Annotated in this window: 21 protein-coding genes; 18 read left to right on the forward strand and 3 right to left on the reverse strand. The window is 37.5% G+C overall.

Features of this window, described 5'->3' with window-relative positions; translation table 11 throughout:
* The first annotated feature begins 73 nt into the window (after positions 1-73).
* The 6 genes from NIZ91_01815 to NIZ91_01840 all read left to right on the forward strand — a co-directional run bounded on the left by NIZ91_01815 (position 74) and on the right by NIZ91_01840 (position 7791).
* Entirely contained in the window at positions 74-1528 is a 1455-nt protein-coding gene (locus NIZ91_01815; protein ID USY55445.1) for an alanine:cation symporter family protein, read from the forward strand.
* Positions 1529-1643: 115 nt separating this feature from the next.
* A complete protein-coding gene (locus tag NIZ91_01820) occupies positions 1644-2804 on the forward strand; it encodes a M20 family metallopeptidase (GenBank protein ID USY55446.1) in 1161 nt (386 codons plus the stop codon).
* 160 nt (positions 2805-2964) lie between these two features.
* Positions 2965-3933, forward strand: coding sequence for a magnesium/cobalt transporter CorA (gene corA / locus NIZ91_01825; GenBank protein ID USY55447.1), 969 nt, complete (start codon positions 2965-2967; stop codon positions 3931-3933).
* Positions 3934-4016: 83 nt separating this feature from the next.
* Positions 4017-5624 (forward strand): DcuS/MalK family sensor histidine kinase, encoded by a 1608-nt coding sequence (gene dcuS, locus NIZ91_01830; GenBank protein ID USY57066.1) that lies wholly within the window; start codon positions 4017-4019, stop codon positions 5622-5624.
* The gene (locus NIZ91_01835; GenBank protein USY55448.1) at positions 5617-6330 is read left to right on the forward strand and encodes a response regulator; all 714 of its coding nucleotides are present in this window, start codon (positions 5617-5619) and stop codon (positions 6328-6330) included. The genes dcuS and NIZ91_01835 overlap by 8 nt, the downstream gene beginning before the upstream one ends.
* A gap of 165 nt (positions 6331-6495) precedes the next feature.
* On the forward strand, positions 6496-7791 hold the full coding sequence (locus tag NIZ91_01840) for an ATP-binding protein (GenBank protein ID USY55449.1): 1296 nt from the start codon (positions 6496-6498) through the stop codon (positions 7789-7791).
* Between the two features lie 42 nt (positions 7792-7833).
* Here NIZ91_01840 and NIZ91_01845 read toward each other — a convergent pair whose 3' ends face one another.
* The 3 genes from NIZ91_01845 to NIZ91_01855 are packed head-to-tail and all read right to left on the reverse strand — an operon-like array spanning position 7834 to position 10683.
* Positions 7834-8766, reverse strand: coding sequence for an ABC transporter ATP-binding protein (locus NIZ91_01845; protein USY57067.1), 933 nt, complete (start codon positions 8764-8766; stop codon positions 7834-7836).
* Positions 8766-9449, reverse strand: coding sequence for an ABC transporter permease (locus NIZ91_01850; GenBank protein USY55450.1), 684 nt, complete (start codon positions 9447-9449; stop codon positions 8766-8768). The genes NIZ91_01845 and NIZ91_01850 overlap by 1 nt, the downstream gene beginning before the upstream one ends.
* 25 nt (positions 9450-9474) lie before the next feature.
* On the reverse strand, positions 9475-10683 hold the full coding sequence (locus NIZ91_01855) for a DUF418 domain-containing protein (protein ID USY55451.1): 1209 nt from the start codon (positions 10681-10683) through the stop codon (positions 9475-9477).
* Positions 10684-10852: 169 nt separating this feature from the next.
* Between NIZ91_01855 and NIZ91_01860 the strand changes: the two genes are divergently transcribed.
* The 12 genes from NIZ91_01860 to essA all read left to right on the forward strand — a co-directional run bounded on the left by NIZ91_01860 (position 10853) and on the right by essA (position 26650).
* Positions 10853-11578, forward strand: coding sequence for a response regulator transcription factor (locus NIZ91_01860; GenBank protein ID USY55452.1), 726 nt, complete (start codon positions 10853-10855; stop codon positions 11576-11578).
* A complete protein-coding gene (locus NIZ91_01865; GenBank protein USY55453.1) occupies positions 11575-13311 on the forward strand; it encodes a HAMP domain-containing histidine kinase in 1737 nt (578 codons plus the stop codon). The genes NIZ91_01860 and NIZ91_01865 overlap by 4 nt, the downstream gene beginning before the upstream one ends.
* 181 nt (positions 13312-13492) lie before the next feature.
* Positions 13493-14704 (forward strand): DEAD/DEAH box helicase, encoded by a 1212-nt coding sequence (locus NIZ91_01870; GenBank protein USY55454.1) that lies wholly within the window; start codon positions 13493-13495, stop codon positions 14702-14704.
* A 228-nt stretch (positions 14705-14932) separates the two neighbouring features.
* Positions 14933-15256, forward strand: a complete 324-nt coding sequence (locus NIZ91_01875; protein USY55455.1) for a hypothetical protein — start codon at positions 14933-14935, stop codon at positions 15254-15256.
* 53 nt (positions 15257-15309) lie between these two features.
* Positions 15310-15906, forward strand: coding sequence for a hypothetical protein (locus NIZ91_01880; GenBank protein USY55456.1), 597 nt, complete (start codon positions 15310-15312; stop codon positions 15904-15906).
* Between the two features lie 236 nt (positions 15907-16142).
* Complete coding sequence (locus NIZ91_01885; GenBank protein USY55457.1) at positions 16143-16538, forward strand: SseB family protein; 396 nt, start codon at positions 16143-16145, stop codon at positions 16536-16538.
* A gap of 268 nt (positions 16539-16806) precedes the next feature.
* On the forward strand, positions 16807-17100 hold the full coding sequence (locus NIZ91_01890) for a WXG100 family type VII secretion target (protein ID USY55458.1): 294 nt from the start codon (positions 16807-16809) through the stop codon (positions 17098-17100).
* Between the two features lie 87 nt (positions 17101-17187).
* Positions 17188-17427, forward strand: coding sequence for a ubiquitin (locus NIZ91_01895; GenBank protein ID USY55459.1), 240 nt, complete (start codon positions 17188-17190; stop codon positions 17425-17427).
* A gap of 14 nt (positions 17428-17441) precedes the next feature.
* Positions 17442-18770 carry a type VII secretion protein EssB gene (essB, locus tag NIZ91_01900; protein ID USY55460.1) on the forward strand — a complete coding sequence of 443 codons (1329 nt, stop codon included), beginning with the start codon at positions 17442-17444 and terminating at the stop codon, positions 18768-18770.
* A gap of 11 nt (positions 18771-18781) precedes the next feature.
* Entirely contained in the window at positions 18782-23266 is a 4485-nt protein-coding gene (gene essC, locus NIZ91_01905) for a type VII secretion protein EssC (protein USY55461.1), read from the forward strand.
* Positions 23263-26172: a type VII secretion protein EsaA gene (gene esaA, locus NIZ91_01910; protein USY55462.1), complete on the forward strand. Its 2910-nt coding sequence runs from the start codon at positions 23263-23265 to the stop codon at positions 26170-26172. Before essC ends, esaA begins: the two co-directional genes overlap by 4 nt.
* Positions 26162-26650 (forward strand): type VII secretion protein EssA, encoded by a 489-nt coding sequence (gene essA / locus NIZ91_01915; GenBank protein ID USY55463.1) that lies wholly within the window; start codon positions 26162-26164, stop codon positions 26648-26650. Before esaA ends, essA begins: the two co-directional genes overlap by 11 nt.
* Positions 26651-26687 lie beyond the last annotated feature (37 nt).

Genomic DNA, 26687 nt, shown 5'->3' on the forward strand with positions numbered 1-26687 from the left:
ATTGTTAAAATAAACAATATAACTTATAATTTTAAAAAAACAGAAAATTAGCAAGTTATAAGGGGGATTTTTATTGGAACAGTTTGTTGCAAGCTTAAATAACGTACTATGGAGTACACCGGTTATCTATAGTTGTCTTGCGATCGGGCTTTTATTTTCCATTCTCACTCGCTTTTTACAGGTTAGACATCTAAAGGAAATGGTTAAGCTCATGTTTCAAGGAAAGAGTTCAAAAGCAGGGGTATCATCTTTCCAAGCACTAGCATTAGCATTATCTGGGCGTGTGGGTACAGGTAACATTGCAGGGGTAGCAACAGCCATTACGTTCGGTGGACCGGGCGCAGTGTTTTGGATGTGGGCCGTAGCTTTCATTGGTGCTTCAAGTGCATTTATCGAATCAACACTGGCACAAATTTATAAGGTAAAGCAAGATGGACAATATCGAGGGGGGCCAGCTTACTATATTGAAAAAGGAACTGGAATGAAATGGTATGGTGTTATCTTTGCGATTGCAGCACTGGTAGCGATGAGCATCTTAATGCCTGGAGTTCAATCTAACTCTATCGCAGCAGGCCTAGATAATGCATTTAGCATTAGCCCAACGGTAACAGCTATCGGCTTAATTATTTTATTAGCTGGGATTATCTTTGGTGGAGTTAAGCGCATCGCGGGAGTAGCTCAAATTATTGTGCCGTTTATGGCTTTAGCTTATATCGCACTTTCTTTAGTTATTATTGCAATTAATATTACTGAATTACCAGCAGTTCTTTCGTTAATCTTCAAGAGTGCTTTTGCACTAGAGTCAGCTTTTGGTGGAATTGTTGGTTTAGCTGTTTCATGGGGAGTTAAGCGTGGAATTTATTCCAACGAAGCAGGGCAAGGAACAGGCCCTCACGCTGCAGCTGCAGCTGAGGTATCTCACCCAGTGAAACAAGGTCTTGTTCAAGCGTTTTCCGTTTATATCGATACATTACTAGTTTGTTCAGCAACAGCGTTTATGATTTTATTTACGGGGATGTATAACACACAATCACCCGATGGTGCATTTATCGTTTCAAATTTAGAAGGTGTAGAAGCAGGTCCTGGATATACACAGGCAGCAATTGATTCCTTTATTCCTGGATTTGGAGCTGGGTTTGTAGCAATCGCACTATTTTTCTTTGCATTTACAACGATTATGGCGTACTACTATATCGCTGAAACAAACATTGCATATTTAACAAGAGGAAAAAATGGTAAGTGGGCTATGTTGGTATTAAAGTTTGTATTATTAGGTGCAACATTTTACGGAGCAGTTAAAACAGCTGATATTGCTTGGGCTCTTGGCGACGCAGGTCTAGGAATCATGGTATGGTTGAATTTAATAGCTATTTTAATTTTAGCAAAACCAGCGCTTGTGGCGTTAAAAGACTATGAAGCTCAGAAAAAGCAAGGGCTAAATCCGGTATTTGATCCGGTTAAGCTTGGAATCAAAAATGCAGACTACTGGGAAACTGAATACAAAAAAGATGAAAATCAAGTTTCATAATTTCAAGCTCACTTTTTCAATCTTTGAAAAAGTGAGCTTTTTTCATTAGAATGACATGTATAATAAAATCGTATGTATTTATATTTAATGAGGCTAAAGGAAAGAGGAATGCGTGATGAAGGAAAATATTATTTCAGCAATCGATGAGTTACAGCAAACATTTTATGATATTAGTCAATATATTGGAAATAACCCGGAACTTGGCCATGAAGAAGTAAAAGCTTGTACAGCACTCACAAATGAGTTAGCTAAGCATAATTTTGAGGTGGAAATAGGGACGTGTGATTTAGCTACTGCTTTTACGGCTGTGTATGATAGTCATAAGCCAGGACCGTCAATTGGCTTTATGGCAGAATACGATGCGCTACCGGGACTAGGACATGCTTGTGGCCATAACTTGATTGGTACAATGGCCATTGCAGCAGCGATTGGATTGAGCAAAGTTTTGAGTGAGACAGGCGGTAAAGTATATGTATACGGGACACCTGCAGAAGAAACAACGGGTGGTAAAGTAACGATGGCAGATGCGGGTGTTTTTAACCATCTAGACGCAGCTATGATGGTTCATCCATATTATTGCCACCAAAAAAGCGGTAGATCACTAGCAATGGACGCTATTCAATTCGAGTTTTTCGGAAAATCAGCACATGCAGCAGCAGCACCTCATGAAGGAATCAATGCGCTAGATGCAGTTATTCAAACATTTAATGGAATCAATGCTCTTCGTCAGCATGTGAAGCCAGATGTCAGAATCCATGGTGTTATCCCTGAAGGAGGCAAGGCTGCTAATATTGTACCCGACTATGCTACAGCGCAATTCTATGTGCGAGCATCTAATAGAAAGTATGTTAATGAGGTAACAGAGCGAGTAAAAGCTTGTGCACAAGGTGCAGCTTTATCCACAGGAGCACGATTGGAAATTTCAAACTATGAATTTTCATATGATGATATGGTGACAAATGAAGTATTATCAACAGCTTATACACAAAATCTACAGATGCTAGGCGTGTCAACGGAAGAAATTTTTGAAGATCAAGGCGATCATGGTTCACTAGACATGGGGAATGTGAGCCAAGTGGTGCCTTCAATTCATCCATACATTAAGATATGTGACGAATATTTTGTTTGTCATACTCATGAATTTAGAGAAGCGGCTCTTAGTCCACAAGGACAAGAAGCGCTTATTCTAGGGGCAAAAACCATGGCGTTAACAGGATATGACTTGCTAACAAATAAAGAGCTCTTGCAAAAAGTCAAAGATGAATTCTCTAAATGATGTCATGCAGAAAAGTGGTACCATTCAATGGGTGCCACTTTTTTAATTGAATTATTTGGAAGGTGCTAGCATGTTTGAATGCAATAAAAGCAGGGTAATATCAGTACTGAAGGTAAAAAGTAATGAGTAATGTTCATAAAGAACTAATAGAGGTTTTCATATGATTAAAATTTTAGCCAAAACAAAAGAAGAGCTTTTGACCAATTTAACAATTGACGAATTGCAGGCTCACCCTTCAATTGACTGGTACTGGATTGACTTTTATAATCCAACAGAACAAGAGCAGCAAGCTCTTGAAGAGAAGTTTGATTTTCATCCACTTGCCGTTGAAGATTGTTTAAATCAAGGTCAAAGAGCAAAATTTGAAATTTATGATGAGCACTATTTCTTAGTATATTATGCGCTACATAAAGAAGAATTAGAAAACCTAGAGGTGTCAGCGTTTATTGGAGATAATTTTGTCGTTACGTATCATGTCGATAAGCTAAGAAGCGTAGCTAGGGTGACAAACCTTGTAGAGAAGGACCCAAACGTTGTAGAGAATGATCCGTGGGAAATTATTTATGAGCTGCTTGATCATACAGTAGATGAATACTTCCCCACACTTTACCGATTAGAAGATCAAATTGATGATATCGAAGACAATGCAAAGAATGAAACAATGGATGAACTGATGAGAAATCTATATGACATTCGCAGTGATTTATCGCGAATGCGCAGAATTTTAAATCCAATGCGTGATTTAATTTACCGCATTATGTCCACAAACGCTTTAAAAGAAAAAGAACAGGTGCGTTATTTTAACGATATTTATGATCATTTGTTAAATATGATTGAAATCATGAATGCCAGTCGAGATTTATCAAATGATATTCGAGAAAGCTTTATGTCAATTAACTCAGACAGAATGAATTCCATTATGTTTACGCTGACGCTGATGTCAGCTATCTTCTTGCCTCTTACGTTTATCGCAGGTTTGTATGGAATGAATTTCTCATATATGCCAGAGCTCGCTGGTAAATATAATTACTTTATCGTACTTGGAATTATGATTGGTCTGGTAGGGGTTATGGTTTTTGCCTTTTACAAAATGGGCTGGTTTAAATATCGAAAAGGTCCTAAGTTATAAACATCAAATTGCTCAAAAAATCCTTATCCACATGTGGATAAGGATTTTTTGGTGTACTATAAAAAGAGAAAGGGTTGATGCGAATGGTCAAAGGATTAAGAATGAAGCTGCGATCAGTCATCATTTTACTTGTATGTATCGTTGTTTTAATGTCATTATTATTAACCGATTTGTTAGTCAGTAACTCAACGGAGGAAAACGTTCGGAATCAAAAAGCAGAAAAAGCGACCGATGTGGCTAAAATTGTTGCAAACTCCAGTGAGGTAAGAAAAGGATTAGCAGAAAAAAATTCAGAAGACATTCAAGCATATACTAATTCCATTCAAGAAGAGCTAGGTGTGTTGTTTATTGTAGTCATGAATATGGATGGAATTCGTCAGTCTCACCCCAATGAAGCTAAAATTGGAGAGCATTTTGAAGGTGGAGATGAGAAAAAGGCCTTACAAGGTGAACGGTATACATCAGTTGCAAAAGGAACGTTAGATGAATCGTTAAGAGCATTTGTACCTATTTATAATGAACGCAGTGAACAAATTGGTGCGGTGGCTGTAGGAATTTCGCTAGCTCAGGTCGAGCAAGCTGTTCAGGAAGACCATCGACGCATTTTAATTGGTTCTCTTTTCGGATTATTAGTTGGAATTATCGGTGCTGTCCTATTAGCAACCTATATTAAGCGAACGTTATTCGGTTTAGAACCATCAAACATTGCTAAAATCCTTGAGGAAAGAAGCATGATGTTACAGTCCGTTCGAGAGGGTGTTCTTGCGATTGATAAGGAAGGAACGATTACTCTAGCCAATAAATCGGCCGTACGCTTATTTAAAAAAGCGGGCTTATCGGGGCGGCCAATCGGCTTAAAGATTGCTGATTATATGCCAGGCTCACGATTGGAGGAAGTATTGTCAACAGGCGAATCTCATTATGACGAAGAGCAAGTAGTCAATGGTATTTCAATCGTTGTAAACCGCGTACCGCTGCTTGTAGATGGCGAAGCGGTAGGAGCTTTATCAACATTTCGTGATAAAACGGAAGTGAATGTGCTAGCTGAGCAGCTTACAGGTGTTAAAACGTATGTTGAAGCGTTACGTGCTCAGTCCCATGAGTTTATGAATAAGCTACATGTTATCTTAGGAATGGTACAAATGGGGTATCATGATGAACTTTCAAAATATATCCATGAACTTGTTGATCACAGGTACGGGGAAGTAAATTCGGTAACGAAACAAATAAAAGATCTAGCATTAGCTGGCTTTTTAATGGGGAAAATGAGCTATGCTAGGGAAGAACAAGTGCAGTTAAGCATGGAAGTGATTAATCAAATTCCAGAGCCCCAAGATTCACAGCTTACACATCATCTTATTACCATTATTGGCAACTTAGTAGATAACGGAATTGATGCCGTTAAAGATAATAAAAAATCAAAAAAAGTAGGCGTAGTATTAAAGTATGAAAATGAACGTTTGGCAATTGAGGTTTCAGATAATGGCTATGGAATGTCATCAGATAAGCTTACTCGGATATTTGAAAAAGGTTTTTCAACAAAGGGTGCTAATCGAGGCTTTGGATTATATCTAGTGAAACAAAGCATCGATGCCTTACAAGGTGAGCTAATGATTGACTCATTTGTTAATAGCGGAACAACATTTTCAATAAACCTTATATATAAAGGAAGGGTAGAGCAACATGATTAACATTTTAATTGTAGAAGATGATCCGATGGTAGCGCAGTTTAATCAAAAGTATATTGAAGATATTGATGGATTTTCAGTAGCGGGTGTCGCTCATTCCGTGAAGGATGCAATCAGTCAATTAGAAGAAGTGCACGTTGACTTGATTTTGCTTGATATTTTTATGCCAGGTCAAAATGGATTAGAGCTGTTGACATATATTCGGAAAGAACAGAAAGAAGTGGACGTTATTGCTATAACAGCTGCTTCCGACATGAAAACAATTCAACAAGTGTTGCGAAATGGCGCAATTGAATACTTAATTAAGCCGTTTACGTTCAGCCGTTTTCAACAAGCATTAGTCGCATATAAAAATAAATTCTATACAATGAAATCACAGTCTAGGATGAACCAACAGGAAGTGGACGAGTTGTTCACTTCACATAGTGCAGATGAAGTTGAAGCAGAAACCTTACCAAAAGGGCTTACAACGGGTACCCTTGAAGTTGTTATTCAGAAAATAGAAGAATTTAGTGGTGAGGCTTTTTCAACGGATGATATTGCTGAAAAATCAGGCATTTCTAGAGTATCGGTTCGCAAATATTTAAAATTTTTGACCGATATTGGTGTTCTTGGAGAACGAATGACCTATGGAACGATTGGCCGTCCTGTTTATGCTTATATTTATAATGAAAAGCAAAAACATATATTAAGTAATTACCTATCATAGTAGTCCAGGAGCCATTGTCTGGTATTTTCACTTTGTAACTAAAAAACAGGTGTTTTTTTAGTTGCAAACGTTTAACATAAAGGATAAAGAAGTGGGTTTAATGAAAAGTAAATTACTTTTTTGCTCTGACATCAAAAACTATAAAAAATAATAGGTGGATAAACATTGATAAAAGATGCTCGTAAAGCAGCACTGAAGATTGCAGTGATGTACATTATAACGGGAGCCGTATGGATTCTTATTTCTGATAAGTTGTCTCGTATTCTTGCTCAAGATAAGTTCGAATTATATATCTTTTTTCAACAGTATAAAGGCTGGTTCTTCATGTTGGCGACAGGTATTATTCTATACGGGTTAGTCTATCGTCGTGCATATCATTTGCTTCAATCACAGGATGAGTTATCCAAAAAGGATTATGAACTTCTAACTAGCCATGAACACTATCAATCATTATTTAAACATAACCCGGATGCAGTATTTGAGATTAGTAAAGAAGGGCAAGTTCTCTCTACTAACCCTCAAGGTGAAAAAATAACAGGTTATTCAAGATTACAGCTAAAAGGGATGAAAACCTCAGAATTAATCGCTGATGATGATCAAAGTCTTTGTCATGAACATTTTCGTAATGTTTTAAAAGGTGAGAGTGCTAAGTATGAATTAAAGATTATTAATCAAAAAGGGCAAGTACGCTTATTAAGAAGTTCACTTTTACCAATCGTCGTTAATAGTCAAGTTGTCGGTGTATTTATGATTGCCAGGGATATTACGAATTATCGTCGAGATGAAGAGCTTATGATTGCTTCTGAGAAAATGTCTGTAATTGGTCAGCTGGCAGCCGCCGTTGCTCATGAGGTAAGAAATCCTCTTACTTCATTAAAAGGATTTGTACAAGTCATGCAGGCTACAAAGCAAGTAGATGAACGTTACCTTGACATCATGATGGCTGAAATTGATCGAATTAATTTAATTTCTAGTGAGATGCTTATTTTAGGTAAAAAACAGCATGTAGCTTTTGAGATAACCAATTTAAACGAAGTGTTAAAGCAAGTGTTAATCTTAATGGAAGCTCAAGCAAATTTTAATAACATTTCTTTAATTGCTCATTATGACTCAAAGAGAGACCTGTACGTTATGTCAGATCCTAATCAGCTAAAACAAGTATTTATTAATATTATTAAAAATAGTATTGAAGCAATAATTAATCAAGGTGAGATTATTGTAACATTAGCTGAAGAAGAAGGTTTTGCCGTTATTCAGTTCAGGGATACAGGAATTGGCATGAGTGAAGAGAGAGTTGAACAAGTTGGGACACCTTTTTATTCAACCAAAGAAGCAGGTACAGGACTGGGGCTAGCCGTTTGTTTTAAAATTATTGAACGTCACCAAGGTGAAATTGAATTTGAGAGTGAAAAAGGAAAAGGAACATTGGTAACAGTATCATTGCCTTTAGCTAATGAATAGTACTTGTACAGCCCCCGCTTTGATAAAGGCGGGGGCTTTTTATTAATTGTTTACATGTAAAGTTGGTGAGGTGTTTTCTTGCAAGAATATATTTTCTAAAGAAGGTTCCTCCACTTCTACTTTATAAAGATTGACATCTAATTGTGTAAGCTCACGAATGAGAAACGGAATATTCTTTCTGCTTGTTAACATAACCGTTGTCTCCGTATGTCCACATTCAAACTTAGGGCTTAGAGTACGAAACAGTTGCTTAATTGACTTAGATTGATTTGTTGGGTAAGGGTCATGCTTAATTACAACCCTTTTCTTTTTTTGATGTTGAGAGCGAAGGTCTTCCATGGTCCCCTCTGTTACAATCTCGCCGTCCTTCATAATGGCTATGCGAGTACATAGTTTTTCTACTTCATGTAAATTATGTGAGGTCATAAAGATAGTTTTTCCTTCTGCCTGCAGCTCTTTAATGAGCGTATGAATAGAAAGTGCGGATTCCATATCGACTCCTGAAGTTGGTTCATCCAGAAAAATGAGCGTAGGGTTGGAACAAATGGCCTGAGCAATACCTAATTTCTTTTTCATTCCAAATGAAAAATTCTTTACCTTTTGATGTTGGGAACCTAAAAGGCCGACCTTTTTTAGAAAGGTAGAAGCTTCTTCTATAGATAGCTTAATTCCTTGTACTTTTGAGAAGTAACGCAAGTGTTGTAAAGCTGTCATATGGTCATAAAAAGTTGAATAGTCAGGGAGTACCCCAATTTGCTTTCTTTGTTTTTGGCTCATTGGCTTGCCTAGAAGTTTAAACTCTCCTTGAGAAGGTAAAGAAATACCTGTTAACATGTTAATAAAAGTAGATTTACCAGCTCCATTTCGACCTAGAAATCCAAAGATTTCTCCTGAAGAAACTTTTAAACTAATATGATTAACAGCGATTTTATCACCATATTGCTTAGTTAGGTTATATGTTTCAATTGCATACATCATAGTTCTCTCCTTTTAAAATGAAGCAAGCTGATTGTTATAAACAAGCCGACAAATGCTAAGAGTATCAGTATATAGCCCTTTCCTAGATAGATATAATAGTATGGGGTTATATATTTAAACCATGTAATATATAGCTTAGATGAAAATATGCTCCAAATGCTTATTGCTGGTAAAGCGACAGATAAAACTATTGTAAAAAACATCGTATGAGCTGGATTAGAAATTAATGTTGAAATCATGAGAACTAATGAGATGATACAAGTGGCAAACAAGATACACTCGAAAAATATGGACAAAGAAAAGCTGTGTGAAACAAGCGCAATTAAGAAAAATGATGCCGTAATACACGTAAACCAAAAGAGACAAACCCCTAAAAACTTTCCTAAAATAATGTGTTCTCTAGAGGCTTTTGTAGCTAAAAATCTCATTGTTCGGGATTTTACTTCCTGATTTATTAAGCCGTGAGAGAGGCTTGAAACAAAAAGCGGGCCGAATACTAATAGCATTATGATAATCCCGCTATTGGCGCCATCCTTAAACTGTGTCTGCGTTAATTGGGTTTCAAATTGCTCCATGAGATGAGCTAATCCGTAGGATACTCCGAGAATAGATAGAATAATAATAATAGATCGAATACTTTTAAATAACCCTTGAAACTCTTTTGTACTAATAGCCCACATCAATAAATCCTCCTATGAAAATCGATTAAATCACAGATTTGTTACTATTATCTATAAATGTTTTCTTCATGGTTGCTTTGCCACTCCATGATAAATTCGTCCACATACGAAGCAGCTGTTCGACAGGGCCAACTTTAAGCTTACGTAAATAAAGCAAACTGAAAACGAGCTGAATGAAATAGATTGTTGTACATAGTGCAATGCCTTTAATCATGCCAAATGTTCCGAACTGCCCTAGGCCATATCCATAAAAAATAGTGGTGCAGATCACCGTTTGGAACAAGTAGTTGCTTAGTGAAAGGCGGCCAACGCTTTCAAAAGCCTTCATCAGAGTGGATTTCTCAAGCTTGCAATAAACCCATGCAAACCCAAACATATAGCCGAGCGATAGCAGATTTAATCCAAAAGCACTTGGAATACCTGCCCAGCTAGCATCTGGCCACACATGCGCAGTAGCTTTAAAAAGTAAACTGATAGGGATTAAAATGACGGCCAGGCGTCCATAACGCTTTTGATGCAGTGCTGGACTTTGAAACCAACCTTTCTTTCCTGCATACATACCGAGTAGAAATAAAGGTGCTGTAGCAAATGGAGCTAGTAAAAAGATCAATGCCAGTTTGGTTCCATCAATGTTTAACGGCTCATCGGAGTTATTACGATAATCGCTAATTTCTGTATAGGTTCCAGAACCATAGATTGAAATAGATTCTTTGACGTAAGTTGCTAAATTATCCTTATCCATTAAGAATTCAGTTGTTTCATTTAACGATCCGTAACTTGATGCCCCAACTAAAAGAAATAACAGTGCAGCCCATAGTAGCAGCGTTTTTGGCTTACGGTTTAAAAAGAAAAATAATAAAAAGAAGCCAATCATCCCGTAAAAAGCAAGAATATCACCTTCCCAAAGGAAAATTCCATGGCACATACCCATTGCCAAAAGCAAGATAAAACGTCGAGAAAAGTGACGTTTCACACTCAGCTGTTTTCGCTTTAAGCCCTCTTGCATTTTGACCATTGAATACCCAAATAAAAAAGTGAAAATTGGCATGAAGCTTCCTTCAACAACTATTTTTAAAAAGTAATATCCACCCATATCGCTTTCCGATAAAGAGAATAAGTGAATCGCATCTTTTCCATAAATTCCGTACTGGAAAATGAGCATATTAGCGAGTAAGATACCAAATAAACTAAATCCTCTCATGCTATCAATTAGCGTCACACGTTTTGTGTCCATATCAAAAGCCTCTTTTCTGTTAATCTATGTATTCAGTATATGGCCGCATATTTTCAAGAACGTAAACAGTAGATTATCATCTCATTAATATTCCCTAATAATGTTAATCTTTTCGTAATGTTGCTATGATAAAATCGAAAACGGATAATAAGATAAAGAGGTGACTAAGATGAATAAAGCATCTATTTTATTAGTGGATGACGAGGTGGCCATTGTGAAAATGATGGAAACGGTACTGAATAAAGAGGGTTTTCAACATATATATAAAGCGTATAATGCAAAAGAAGCACTAGATGTATTACAAAAACATTCAGTTGATATTATTTTATTAGACGTCATGTTACCTGATAAGAGCGGCTTTGATATTTGTCCAAAAATCCGAGAACTATCAAACGCCTATATTCTGTTTGTAACGGCCAAGGTATCGGATTTAGATGTATTAACTGGGTTTGCGATTGGTGGGGATGACTATGTGACGAAGCCGTTTAACCCATTAGAAATCGCAGCTCGAATTAAAGCAAGATTACGGCGGAAGGAAGCGCTTCTTGAAAAATCAAAGCATGGCCAATCTGTTTCAATGGTGAAGCGCTATACGTTTGATCACTTTATAGTTGATGAAACAGCAGGCGAATTAATTGTGAATGGAAAGGTTGTAGCTTGTCCCGCTCAGGTTTTTTTGTTGCTACTTCATTTTTGTAAAAACGTCAACATTGTATTATCTAAGTCACAGCTTTTAGAAGCGGTTTGGGGATACAATCAGTTTGTTGATGAAAATACAGTCACTGTTCATATTCGTAGAATTCGAGAGCGAATTGAAGAAAATCCAGGAAGTCCAAAGCATCTTCTTACCGTAAGAGGACTTGGATATAAGCTGGTCCGTGGAAAAACATCGTGAAATCAATTAAAAGAAGACTAACCTTCCATTTCTCTTTTCAGTTTATCTCCTTGTTTGTTTGCATACTACTGCTGTTATGCGCAGTGTTTTTTATTCTTGCTTTTTATCTTTCAAACGAAGAAATTAAACATGACTTTCCTTCAGGCACTCTTAGCCTTCTTGTTACAGATACTGATGTTACAGAAGACCACGCAGTAATACCAGAAAAGATTCAAAAGCAAATTGTAAAGGAAAATATGTGGTATCAAGTTATTAATGAAAGTGGAAAGGTCATCGGTGAAGTAAATACTCCGGAAGGCTTTCCAGATAGATATTCAGTGGCTGAACTTATACAAATGGAAGAAACAAAGAAACTAAAAGAGTATCAGGTTGTTACTTCGTTTGAGAAATTTTTTGACGTACCTTCTTACTATGTCCTTGGGTATGAAAATGACTTACGGGATGAATTACAGAATATCTATGAAAAGTATCAAGGAAAGTTGCCGAATGAAAAAGAACAAAAGGATATTACGCAGGAAATAGTGAAAAACAATGCGAGTCTGCAAATTTTAAATTCAACAGGCCATATCGTTGTTGCATTTAGAGAAGAACGAGAAGCAAGATATCGTCCTTTAGAGTTAATTGGTCGCAAGTTTGAACCAGGTAAATATGATACAACCACCACTAATTTTTATGATAAAAAGACGGGGTACACGTGGGTTTTTCATACTCCTAACCGCCAGCATACGGATATTGTGAATGCATCTGTTATTAAACAAATTATTATTGTAGTTATTGTCATTGCAGTCACTGTATTGTTGGCCACCATTGCGTTTGCCGTATGGAATGCTTTTCGATACGGAGGTCCGCTTCTATTGTTTACCAGCTGGCTTGAAAGAATGGGAAATGGTAACTATTCAGAAGTACTAACAGATAAAGAAAAAAAGCGTGTGTTTCGTAAAAATGGAAAAGTTCGATTCCAGTACCGTTTATATGAAGAAGTCATAAAAGCTTTCTATAAGATGGCAGAAAAGCTCAGCGTCGCTGAAAAAGAGCGAACAAAGCTCGAATTGACGAGAGAGGAGTGGATGACAGGCATTTCTCACGATTTAAGAACGCCCATTTCGACTATTCAAGGCTATGGTCATATGCTTGAAAGTGGGCAGTATAAATGGACGGAAGCAGAGCTGAAAGAAATTGGTGAGACGCTTCGTCAAAAAGGAGAATATATGGTTGAGCTGGTAGAGGATTTTTCGTTAGCCTTTAAACTAAAAAATCAAGCTATTCCTTTAGAGGCTAAACCTTTAGAAATTAATCAACTTCTCCAAAATGTGGTGTTAAAGTTTGTAAATGATCGAACAATTCAGGATGTTCATTTTGTTTATAAACCTTTAAATGAAAAGGTTTTAGTAAAGGTTGATAAACGTTGGTTTGAGAGAATGCTTGATAATATCATTTTTAATGGAATCAAGCATAATCCACCTCATACTACTATTAAACTATCAATTTTTGTAGAAACAGACTTTATTTCTATCGAAGTGAAGGATGATGGAGTAGGAATGGATGAAACCGTACTTGAAAACCTTTTTGAGCGTTATTACCGGGGAACAAATACAAGTGAAAAAAAAGAGGGATCGGGTCTTGGAATGAACATTGCCAAAGCCATTTGTGAGCTCCATGGTGGCCATATTATTGTAAGGTCCGTTACTGGTGCAGGAACTACCATTACAATGAGGCTTCCAATTTTAAGATAGTCCCAAGAAAAGAGCATTGAAAATGCATTGTTTTGACGCGTTTTCAATGCTTTTCTTATGAATACTCACGTGAAGCATTGTATTTCAACGAATCAATGGTGTATCATAGGTGGGACTTCTATTGAAGGTGAAACGGATGCTTTACGCATTTATAATAGATGAACGACAAAGGAGAAAAGATATGAGTCAATTTATTGAACAGCTACAGCCTTTCTTGCAAGAAGCGTGGAAGAAGGCAGGCTTTGAACAGCCAATGGCTATCCAAACAAAAGCTATACCAGAAATTTTAAATAAAAGAGATGTAATGGGCGAATCGCCAACAGGTACGGGTAAGACCCTTGCTTATCTACTGCCAATTTTACATGACATTAAGCCAGGACCATCTCATATTCAAGCTGTAATCTTAGCTTCTTCTCATGAGCTTGTTATGCAGATTCATAGTGAAATTCAAACATGGGGGCAAGGAAGCGGAATTTCTAGCGCAGCGCTTATTGGTGGAGCGAACATTAAGCGTCAAGTGGAAAAGTTGAAAAAACGTCCTAACCTAATCGTTGGAACACCTGGCCGCATTCAAGAGCTGATTAAAATGAAAAAAGTGAAGATGCATGAAGTGAAAACAATCGTTATTGACGAAGCCGACCAGTTGTTTGTGTCTGAACATATTCAAACGGTACAAGGTATTGTTAAAATGGCTCCAAGTGACCGTCAGCTTCTTGTGTTTTCAGCCACGCTATCCCAGCATACGCAAATATTAGCTAAGGAATTAATGAATGACCCTCTTTTCGTTCAAGTAAATAGAGATGAACTTCCTGCTCCAAAAGTTGAGCATATGTATATCGTAAGTGAAGGTAGAGATAAGGTAGAAGTACTTCGTAAGCTTGCGCATCAGGGACCAATGAAAGCTCTAGCCTTTTTCAAAGGGATTGAAACGTTATCTACTTTTGAAGAAAAGCTGAAGTTTAAGAAGCTTAACGTAGGGTCGCTTCATAGCGAAACGCGAAAGCTTGATCGCTCAAAGGTTTTAACGTCATTTCGTAAAGGCGAGTTTCCAATCTTATTAGCGACGGATGTAGCGGCACGTGGCCTTGATATTAAAGAGCTGTCACACGTTATTCATGTAGATGTTCCTCAAAGTGTTGAACAATATGTGCACAGATCAGGACGTACGGGAAGATCTGGGGCTGAGGGAACGGTCATTTCACTTGTAACAGAGCGTGAAGAGAGAGAGCTAAAGCAAATTGCACGCGAGTTGAAAATTGAACTAGCAAAGAAAGAACTGTATATGGGTGAAGTTGTAGAAGAAGGTACAAAGCAAGAAAAAAGGCAAAGTTACAAGCCTAGAAAAAAGACAAATAACAAAACATCTTCTCATAAACATAGTAAAAAGAAATAATCTCTTTATTTGCTTTTCAAAAGAATTTTGATTGTGATAAAGTAATAAGAGTTTAAAAAGCAACGCCTATAAGCTAAAGGGCGTTGCTTTCTTTTGGGTAAAAAATCATATAGATATATTATCCTATTATTGAAAATAGTTTAAACGATGCATTTTGTTTTGGATAACCTTATTTTAACATTACTTTAAGAGACTTCTAATAATAAAGGAATAAGGACGTGGGATATTTTGATTGATGCGATGGATGACTTCTTTGACGATATGGATCGCAACAGAAAGCGAATGGAATATAATCGAGATGTTGAAAAGCTTGAGCTGTATTTAGAGACGGTCCAACAAATTATTAATCGTTTTGAAGAAATGCTATATGCCCTTCAAAATGCTCATCAACAGTATACTTCTGAATGGTCTGGCCGTTCGAAAGACTCTTATGAGAATGTTAATAATGAAATCTTACAGACAGCTTATCGGTTATATGACGTTCGAGACGAGCTATACCGCTCATTGCATCACGAAATGTTGAGGCTAAGAGAAGAAGCAGAGGCTATCTAGTAGGCTTTTAATATATGTAAATGAAACATATCGATAGGAAAGAGGGTGTATACATGGAAATTAAAGTGAATTTTGAAGACTTGGAGCGGTTTTCAGAGCGCATTAAGCACTCGAGAGGAGAAGCAGAAGATGCGTTGCAGCGTTTAAGCTGGGAATCCACGAATCTGCACTTTTTATCCGTGGCAAACGTTGAGTCTATTCTAAATTTACAAGAGGAAATTCAGCAAATTATTGGAAAAATTGAATCGCTAACTGAAAGTGCTTACCTCCTCGTTAGCGAAACAGCTGAAAAACTAAAAGAAGCAGATGAGCTATCCGGTGGTTGGACAGAGTTTTGGAGCAGCGTGTGGGACGGTGCCACAACGGGGGTTAAGGATACATGGGAAGGGATTAAGTCTCTTTCGGAATGGGGAACTTTTGAAACGATGCGAGCTGAAATTACGCAACCTTTAGAGACGCTAGACATGATGTGGGCATCACTTTCGAATTCATGGGAAGAAAAAGTAGCAAGCGGTGATTTGCATACTCGCACAGAGTTTTTCACATACGGTGTTATCCAAATGGGTTTAGGCATATTGGGTGGTAAAGGCCTTCAAAAAATAGAAGATAGAACAAATTTAGCTCAAAATCTAGATTTTGCAGGGGAATGAAAGGGAAAGTGAGAATTCCTTTATGAAAACTTGGAACGAAGAAGAATAGTTACTGCGCTCCATGCAAAGAAAGCGCGATGTAATTGATTGAAAATTTATGAAGTTTGAGGTGTAATAAGATCAGATGAATAAACGAGAAAAAGGCGGTCTGTACAAAAAACTGTTAACTAATCAACAAGTTTCTTTCTTACAGACGTTTAACGACTCAAAAAATATACAGCATGGAATTGAAAAATATGGGTAGTTCTTTTAATTCATTAGAAAAAGCTTTAATTGAAGCAATGAAAGATAATAGAGAAATTGGACATTTCTATAAAGAACTAATGAAAAGCAACCTGTTATGTATCGAAGTATCAGGTAATGAAAAGTCTGCTGACTTTTACAAGCGTGTACGAGTAATGGAAAAGAATCAGAAAATATATTTACCTGCCTTTTCATCTAATTATCCATTTGAGAAGATGTTAAAAGAAGAAAGAGCTGCAGTGATTAAATTTTCTGATTTATTGCAAGAGATAAACGAGAATACGGCAATTTTACTAAATCCAGATACCCCGCTTTCAAAACTTCTTATTCCAGAAGAATTAAAAATGCTAAAAGAAAATAAGAATCTTTTTAATTACTTTTCATCTTAAATAGAAGCTAACAAACTTTATCACAATTGTTAGCTTTTTTTGTATGATAAATGAACATATTTCTATTATGTAGGTATAATTGTCTCTGTTTATGCCATATTTACTGTGATAAAAATCATTGTTTTATAGGTTTTTTTGTAATTTTTTAGGGGTATATGTAGATATATATTCTTATTTTTTCTGGTTCTTACAAGTTCTCTTTGACCTTCAACCCTATTCTTTCTTACAATTAAAGTAAATCTATAACGATACATAAGGAGAGAAATCGATGTCAGGAATCATTCGTGTTACTCCAGCAGAACTTCGTGAAATGGCTGCTCGCTATAATAATGAAAGTGGGCAAGTTCAAGACCTAGTTGGCCGCCTTGATATGATGAGAAATCAATTACAAGATATGTGGGAAGGTGCTTCTAGCCAAGCATTTATCGCTCAATATGAAGAGCTAAAGCCATCTTTCGTGGAAATGTCGAATCTGTTAAACAAAATTGCTAAACAGCTTGATGATTCTGCAACCGTTCTTGAAGATACAGACAACCAAATCGCTAGCCAAATTCGCGGTTAATTTGCTCATACAAAGAGTGATAAGATAAAAAGAGCGCCCCATTTTTTTAGATGACGGCGCTTTTTCTATGTTTTGAGGTGAGATCATATGTATATTGAAGTGACCATCGATCTAAAACACTATACGGGTGAGCGGTTTGATTTGAGACTATCAGACTATCATTCTGTAAAAAAAGTGATTGAAATTGCATGGCAAGCTAAAAAAATTTCAAGTACACCAAAAGAAGGATACTGGGTTCGCGTTCCGAATAAAAACGTGGTATTTGCAGGCCATCAAAAATTAAATGAATGTGGCATTTCAAGCGGTGATTGCATTGAAATTCTTTGAAGGAGCTTACTAAAATGGCAGAAAAGAAACCGACTTACTTAGAAAGCTTATTAGAAGCGTCTATTATTCGTGATAAACAAGAAGGCTATACGTTTATTTTTCAAAAGGAAAAGATAAAGCTAAATGATGGCATAGAAGTCGATATGTTAAAGGAGATGCATCCAGATTTCATTCGTGAAATCATCGTAAATGAAGATGAGCTCCATGTGAAAATTCAGCCGTCCGAAGCTTTCGTTCCATTTTCCTTTTTTAAGAAAAAGACGGAAGAGCAAAAGTGGCAGTTTGCGTATCAGCTTGTAAAATCTATACAAAATCATGCTTTTACAAGATTTCACCTTGTAATTTGTCCAGAAAATTTAATGTTTGATGCAAGCTTAACACCTGCTTTTTTACACTATGGAATTAAAGAAAGCATTCCACCATACGAATATGACTCGGCTCGTGAGCTATCAGAAGTAAAAGCGACAATTGCTTCACTTGTTGATTCGAAATATAGCTTTATTCAGTATTTGAAATTGCACGAAACAATTGAGCTATCAGAAGTTGCTTCCAAACTAATGAAGGCTAACGACTTAAGTGAACTTTTAACGATTATTCGAGAACAGCTAAAGATAGTAGAAGAAGCGCGAAAAACCGTTATCACCGTTCCAAAGAAAAAGTGGACTATTTTTCGCTTTGCATCAATTGGTGTCACGGTGCTCTTAATTCCCGCTTTAATTTATACATTTTACTCCACATTTTTCTTGCAGCCAAAGCAAGAGGCTTTTGTAAATAGTAATGAAGCTTTTTTACAGCAGGAGTATAGCGGGGTCATTGAGCAGTTAGAAGATTATAAAGTAAAAGAAATGCCAAAGGTTGTTCAGTACGAACTGGCTTTAGCTTACTTAACGAACGAATCATTAAGTGAAGAACAAAAAGAAGTGATTCAAAATACAGTTACGCTTCAATCAGACGATAAATATTTAAGCTATTGGATTCATATCGGTCGAGGTGAAAATGAACAGGCTTTAGAAGAAGCACGCTTATTAGAAGATCGAAGCTTAATTTTATATGGTCTTTATAAATATGAAAATCAGTTAAAAGTAGATGAAAATCTTGCGAGCGATAAAAGAAAAGAGAAGCTAGACCCGGTTCAAAGTGAAATTGAAGAACTTGAATCACAGATTGAAGAAGAGAAGAAGCAAGCAGAAGAGTCAGCCAAAGAGGAGCAGCAGGAGAGCGAAAAGCAGCCTGAGCCTGCAGATAAGAAGCAGTCCGAAAAAGAAGCTGAGCAAAATAAAGATGAAAAGTCAGATGAAACCCCTGCTCCTAACTCAGATTCGTCGGATAAACCGGCATCCTAGGAGGTGGACAGATGAGTATTTTATGGATTTTTAGCGGAACCACTTATCAGCAGTTGCCGATCAACTGGGATAATTTTCGCCAAGCAACTGTAGGTAATAGTTCGAAAGAGACGGTGACTTTTTTCTCCTATCCATTTGAAAAAGGTGTCATTACTATATCAACAACAAAAGATCGAAAAATAGTTATTTCCCAAGGTAATAACGAACTGAGTCAACTGAGTTATTACGACTCGATTACGCTCCAAGAAAGCGATCAAAATCTTCGGTTTGTACTAAGTCCGGAAAAGTTGCACGAAGATACGTACTATATAGATTATTATCATGAGATTAACTTTTCCACCGTTGACGATACAGCCGATGTCTATCAGCCTAAAGAAAATCTAATTGTACATAACAGCAAGGAATTTTCTTTGCTAAAAACCAAAGCAATGTGGCGAATCATTCCAAAAGACGGTAACGTATTTGTAAACGGCCAGCATATTTCAAGTGTGACCGAGCTAAAACTTGGTGATGTGATTATGTGGGGAGCTGTTACAATTGAATTAATAGAACATGATTTATTAAAGGTTCATAGCTTTACTGAATTTTTCACGAAACTTCCTAAGTCAAAACAGCCTATTTCCGAAATGAAAAAGAAATATCCTATTTATCGTCGCACACCGCGGATGATTTATGAACTTCCCGATGAAAAAGTGCACTTATCGTTTCCAGCACAGGATAGCGATGATAATAATAGGAGCCTATGGCTTACAATCTTACCACCACTTGTTATGCTCCTCGTTATGGGGACTGTAGCCCTTATTCAGCCGCGTGGAATCTTTATTATTATTTCCGTGATGATGTTTACGACGACGCTTGTTGTCTCAACGGTACAGTATTTCAGAGATAAAAAGCAGCGTAAAAAGCGTCAAGAACGTCGTCGCCGTATTTACACGCAGTATTTAGAAAATAAACGTACGGAGCTTCAAGAGCTAGCTGAATCACAGGGAAGAGTGCTTCATTATCACTTTCCAACATTTGAGCGAATGAAGTATCTAACTAATCATATTTCTGATCGTATTTGGGAACGAACGCTAGATAGTAGCGATTTTCTTCAAATGCGTCTTGGTACCGGTACAGTACCTTCTAGCTATGAAATTTCCTTAAATACAGGAGATATGGCTAATAGAGAAATTGACGATTTACTTGAACAGTCTCAGCACATGGAAAAGGTATACCGCGAAGTTTCCCAGGCTCCAATCACTGCGAAATTAGAAAACGGAGCTATTGGCTTAATTGGTAAATCAAAAACCGTTAAGCGTGAGCTTCATCAGTTAATTGGTCAGCTGTCCTTTGCCCATAGCTATCATGATGTTCGCTTTATCTTTATCTTTGATGAAAGCGAGTATAAGGATTGGGAATGGATGAAGTGGCTTCCACATTTTCAGCTGCCTCATTCGTTTGCGAAAGGCTTTATTTATAATGAAAAAACAAGAGACCAGCTTTTATCGTCTATTTATGAATTATTGCGTGAGCGAGATTTGGATGAAGAGAAAGGAACTGGTGCGTTTTTACCTCACTTAGTATTCATTGTTACGAATCAGCAGCTTATTGCAGATCATGTGATTTTAGAATATCTCGAAGGAGAGCATCCGCACCTTGGTTTCTCTACAATCTTTGGAGCCGAAACAAAGGAAAGTTTATCTGATAATGTTCACACTCTTATTCGCTATATTAATGAACAAGAGGGAGACATTTTAATTCAAAAGAAAAAGGCCGTTAATATTCCATTTCAGCTTGATGAACACCGCAACGAAGATAATGAAGCATTTGCTCGCATGCTGCGGACGTTAGATCATCAAATAGGAATGACTAATTCTATTCCAGACAGTGTGTCCTTTCTTGAGCTATTCCAAGCAAAGGAAGTGGATGATCTGCCGATTGAGAAGAACTGGTATACGAATGAGTCGGCCAAGTCTTTGGCTGTACCAATCGGTTTAAAAGGCAAAGAGGATCTTGTGGAGCTGAACCTACATGAGAAAGCACACGGTCCACACGGGCTACTAGCTGGAACAACAGGTTCAGGTAAAAGTGAATTTTTACAAACATATATCCTATCGTTAGCAGTCAATTTTCATCCTCATGAAGTCGCATTTCTACTAATCGATTATAAGGGTGGAGGAATGGCGCAGCCGTTTAAAAACATGCCACATTTACTTGGAACTATCACGAATATAGAAGGTAGTAAAAACTTTAGTACGCGTGCTTTGGCGTCTATAAAAAGTGAACTTAAAAGGCGCCAGCGTTTATTTGATCAGTATGAAGTCAATCACATAAACGACTATACAGACCTGTATAAGCAAGGCGATGCGGAAGAGCCGCTGCCACATCTATTCTTGATATCGGATGAGTTTGCTGAGCTAAAAAGTGAAGAGCCAGAATTTATTCGAGAACTCGTCAGCGCTGCTCGTATTGGCCGTAGTTTAGGCGTTCACTTAATCTTGGCCACACAGAAGCCAGGTGGAGTCATCGATGAGCAAATTTGGAGTAACGCAAGGTTTAAAGTGGCTTTAAAAGTACAGGACGCAACAGATAGTAAAGAAATCTTAAAAAATGCTGATGCGGCTTCAATTACTGTGACAGGTCGAGGTTATTTACAGGTTGGTAATAACGAAGTATATGAGCTATTCCAATCTGCTTGGAGCGGGGCACCTTATCAGCAAGATGATGTATATGGAACGGAAGATGAAGTGGCCATTGTAACAGACTTAGGATTAATTCCACTCTCTGACGTATCATCACAGCAAACGAAAAAGAAAAGCGCTCAGCCAGAGATTGACGTAATCGTAGAAAGAATCGAAGAAGTCCAGTATAACTTAGGGATTAATCGATTAAGAAGCCCATGGCTACCACCGTTAGAGAATCGTTTATATCGCTCTGCTTTCAAAATAGAAGAGAGAGAGAAATTCTATATTGGATTAGTAGATGAGCCTGAAAAACAGAGCCAAACGCCATATGCATACGAAATGATGGAAGACGGCAATATCGGTGTCTTCGGTTCATCAGGTTATGGGAAATCATTCACTGCGATGACGCTTATGCTTAGCTTTGCAGAGTGTTATCAGCCAGATGAGCTACACTACTATATCTTTGACTTTGGAAATGGTACGCTGCTTCCATTACGCCAGCTTCCACACACGGCTGATTATTTCTTAATGGACGAAGGACGCAAAATTGAAAAGTTCATGAAGATTATTAAGCAAGAGCTGGCCGAGCGCAAGCAGCTATTCCAAAACAGAGAAGTAAGCAATATAAAAATGTATAACCGAATTAGTCAGGAGAAGCTGCCGCTTATCTTTATAACAATTGATAACTTTGATCTTGTAAAGGAAGAAATGCAAGATTTAGAAATGCAGTTTACCCAGCTTGTACGCGACGGCCAGTCGCTTGGCGTCTACATGATTTTTACAGCCACACGAATCAACTCAGTTCGTCAGTCGCTTATGAATAACTTAAAAACAAAGGTTGTTCATTATCTAATGGATAGTTCGGAATCCTATACGATTTTAGGGCGCATTCCTTATGCGCTAGAAGCGATACCTGGGCGTGCGGTTATTAAAACAGATACGTCTTATTTCTCACAAATGTTCTTGCCAGCTGAAGGTGAAGATGACTTCACGATTCTTGATAACATTAAAAATCAAGTTCAGGTTCTGAAAGAGAAATATGCAGATATTACACCACCAGAACAAGTGCCAATGTTACAACCTAAGCTTGTACTGCATGAGTTCATGACCGATCGTCGTATCGTACGAGAAAGCGGTGTTATACCGCTTGGGTTAGATGAAGAATTTGTTCGTCCAGTTCACTTAAACCTAGTCAAGAATAAACATTGTCTCATTCTGGGGCCGACACAAAAAGGCAAAACAAACGTGCTTAAAGTGATGCTACAAACGTCCCTTGCACAAGGAATTCATCAAATTGGTTTATTTGACGCAATTGACCGTGGCCTTTCTTCTTATGCTACGGAAGATGAAATTGCATACATTGAGACGAAAGAGCAGATTATGCAGTGGATAGAAGGAGCAGAAGTACGGCTCAAAAAACGAGAAGAGCGCTACTTGGAAGCGATTCATGATGGAACCGTTGGTGAGCTAACGTTTACACCGATACTTCTTGTAATTGATGGATTTGGACGGTTCCAGCAAACCATTGATACCTTGATGCAAGATCGTATTACAAAGCTTATTAAAAATTACAGCCATGTTGGCTTTAATATCGTTGCATCAGGAAGTCAAAATGACTTCTCTAAAGGGTTTGATGTATTAACGACTGAAATGAAGCAAATACGTCAAGCTGTGTTACTAATGAAAAAGTCAGAGCAAAACCTGATTAACCTAAACTATGACCGTAAAGAAGCAGATGTAAACCCAGGTTTTGGATACTATGTAAAAGACAATAAAGCAACACGTATTCAAATTCCCTTATGTATGAGTGAAAGGAAGGTTCTAATATGACGGAACAGCGAAAATATATGCTTAAAGTGATCGTAGCTGTCATTTTCATCTTAGGGTTTCCTTCCCTTTTCTTTCAATATATTGGTGATAACCCGCTGAAAGTAACTGAAAACGCAACAAGAGCCATAGCTGTTGTAAATGAGGATATTGGTGTGGAGGAAGAAAAAGGTGAAGAGCCTATTCGTTTTGGACAACGAGTAGCAGCCATATTAGATAAGGACTCAGATTACGATTGGACAGTCCTAAGTCGAAGCGCAGCTGCAAATGGATTACAAAGTGGTAAATATGATGCGGTAATTTATATTCCATCGAACTTCTCAGAGAATATTTTAACGTATGATCAAGAGAAGCCGAAGAAAGCCACATTCCAATACAAAGTTCAAAATCAATTAAATGCAGTTAATAAAGAAAAAGTTGTTCGTGAACTAGAGGATGCGACGGCCAAAGTAAATAATGATATGTCTTCTCTGTATTGGAGTTACGTATCGCAAGAAGTAGAAAAGGTTAGAGGCCAATTCGATAAAATTTTAGAAAAAGAGATTGCTTTCCAAAACACCATGGTAGCTTTCTATAAGCCTAATTCTAAAAATCTAGCTGGTGAAATTGATGATCAAAAGAAAATTCTTGAGCAAATTCAAACAAACGTAAAAAGTGCGCAAGAAGGCTCAAGTGAACGTAAAAATGATGTACAGCAGGTTGAAGAAAACTTAACAAATTTCATTGAATACGTTGAAGAATACAAAGTGTATCAAGAAAAACAAAAAGAAATGTTGTTAAAAGCTCAAACGGAAAGTGTGGGCGATATTCAAGAAGGAATTGCAACAATTTCTGAAGGGCAAAATGGTGATCGCGAGCAGTTTGAGAGTGAAGCAGGAAAAGTATTTGGGAAGCTTTCAACCGTGCAGCAGCAAATTGATGAGAACAAAGAAATGGTTGATAACTTGCAGGAAGCGACAGAAGATAAAACGTCTGGACAGCAAGATGAACTTAATCGTTTAAATCAGGATTTACTCAGCCAATACAGCCAAGTGACTGAGCAAACAACGCTAAATGAAGTGCAAAGTAAGCTGTCTACGCTTCGAAAAGATCTAGAGATACCACCTTCAAAAGGGGAAGAGGGTGAGACCCTACCGCCGATAGAAGATAATCCGGTCGTTCCTGAAGATGAAGAGGGTGAGGCGCCTCCAGAAGATAGCGAAGACTCTTATACAACGGTTCCTGTTGATTTAGAGAATCAACGTCAACAACTTCAAGGAATAAAAGACGACCTTCAAGCGTGGAATGAAAACCTTGCTGCGTTACCGGAAGAGGAGCAAAATGAACGTGTGGCCGACACACAACAAAAAATTGCAGACTTCTCTACACGCTTACAGGGCGTAAGTGACCAGTTGGAAAACGTCACGGTTGAAGTTCCGAAAGCAGACAATGACAATAATGGAAAAGAAGAACTGCAAAAGCAAATCAAAGAGCTGTTAGCTGTCAATGAAGCGCTAAGAGAAAGAGTTGCGCAGTTAGAAGAAATAAACAATCAGCCTAATGGTGATGTGCAAACTGTTGTTAGCATGATTACTAATAAGGAAGCCAAGATTTTATCGTCAAGTCAACTATCCGAAAGTAGAAAACAAAGGTTGGCTGAGCTGTTTGCTCCAGGTATTCAAACAGAGAATATGTCAAAGCTTTTCCAATATTATGGAGACCTTTCACAGTATGAACTAGCCTTAAATCGAGGTAATAACGGAGATCTTCAAGACGCTGTGTTACAAGATGAAGGTACCCGTCAGCGCATTCAAGCAATTTTGTATGGAGATGAGCAACCAAGCGTTATCCGTAAGCAGCTACAAAATAACTTATTATCAACAGCAGAAGGACTAGATTCATTCTCTTCATCTATGCAAGAGTTTACGGATTCTTATGGCCAGCTTATTGAAAGAGAGCAAGCATCTATTGTTGAAAGCTTATCAGCGCTTCAAGAAAAGGCAGGATCGATGAATGAGACGGTTCAAAGCGTAGCTTCTGAAAGTGCAGTTGAAGCTCCAACACAAGAGAATGCAGATGTTTCGAGTCTTGTGACTCTTCAAAAGAGTATGGGGCAAGAGTTAAAAGGAATGAATGATTTGATTTCAACTCTTGGTGAACGTCAATCAAGCGTTGTGGAGTATACGGGTGAACTGCAAGAGAAGGTTAATGAAGTACAAGATCAAGCAGATACGCTTAATAATAAATGGTCACAAAACGTAGATTCAACGAAGCTTGTGCGTGGCCAAGTATATCGCCTATTGAATAATACATTAGTAGATGGTCAAAACAATGACTATGTTTATGACTACTTAGCAAATCCCCTACAGGTAAGCGGTGAAGTACCAGCAGAAAAAACAAAGACTGTTCCACCGGTTGTGCTTCTTGTTATTATTCTTATCAGCAGTTTATTAATAGGTTACTTCAGTCATTACTACAAAAATGCACCCCTTTTAGTAAGAGGATCACTCTTTGGGCTACTGGTAATGATTGTTGGTTTAATGATTAGTACGTTTAGTTTAAATATTTACTCACTGTCAGGAGAAAGGGCAATGGAATGGTCTATCTTCACGATTGTACTGTTACTATTAGCTTCAACTCTTGTAAGAGGAGCTTTCCTAATTGGTAATTTCGTAGGTTGGATTATAACAGTGCTGATGATTTTATTCTTTATCACGCCGCTATTAAATCTAGCAATGCCGAATTTTAATTATGAAGATCCGGCTTCAAAAGTATATATGTCAATCCAGTACGAAACGACTTCTCTATTTGCAGAAGCGACTATTATTCTGCTTGGACTAACTGCTGTATTAACAGTTATCCCGTTTATCATTCGCATGCTCACATCCAAGGATAAACAAGCAGAAAGTGATGAAACGTATGAAGCATAATATAATCGGAAGAATCGCATTTATAGCGATTCTTCTCTTTCTATCTACGTCAAGTGCATACGCAGCGGATGATACGCAAACACAAGTTCAAGATGTAGCACCGAATATCTTTCAAGATGAGAAGATAAAACTTAATCCGGATTCTCTTGGTCAAACTAAAAGAGAAGTAGAAAACATTCCTGAGGAAATAATAGGAATTTCATTTACGAATGAAGAGAAAAAGCCTTCTCTAAAGAGCTCCTTATTTTTAAATGATTCAACAACAAATCACTCCATTCAATCTCAAGTTGATAAATATGGTTTGTTTGCGTCACCTGAGTCACCTGTTCGGTCTTCACCAGTACAAGATGTACCGCAGGAAACAGGATTAAAACTACAGTGGGTATATCTATTATTGATTGGAATTGGATTGGTTTTATTATTTACAGTGCTTATTCCAAAATTAAAACCAGCTCAGATAAATGGGAAGAATAAATAAAAGACGCCACGTTCTCTATCAAAAGAACGTGGCGTCT

The organism is Bacillus sp. 1780r2a1 (assembly GCA_024134725.1).
Taxonomy (GTDB): Bacteria; Bacillota; Bacilli; order Bacillales; family Bacillaceae_H; genus Priestia; species Priestia aryabhattai_A.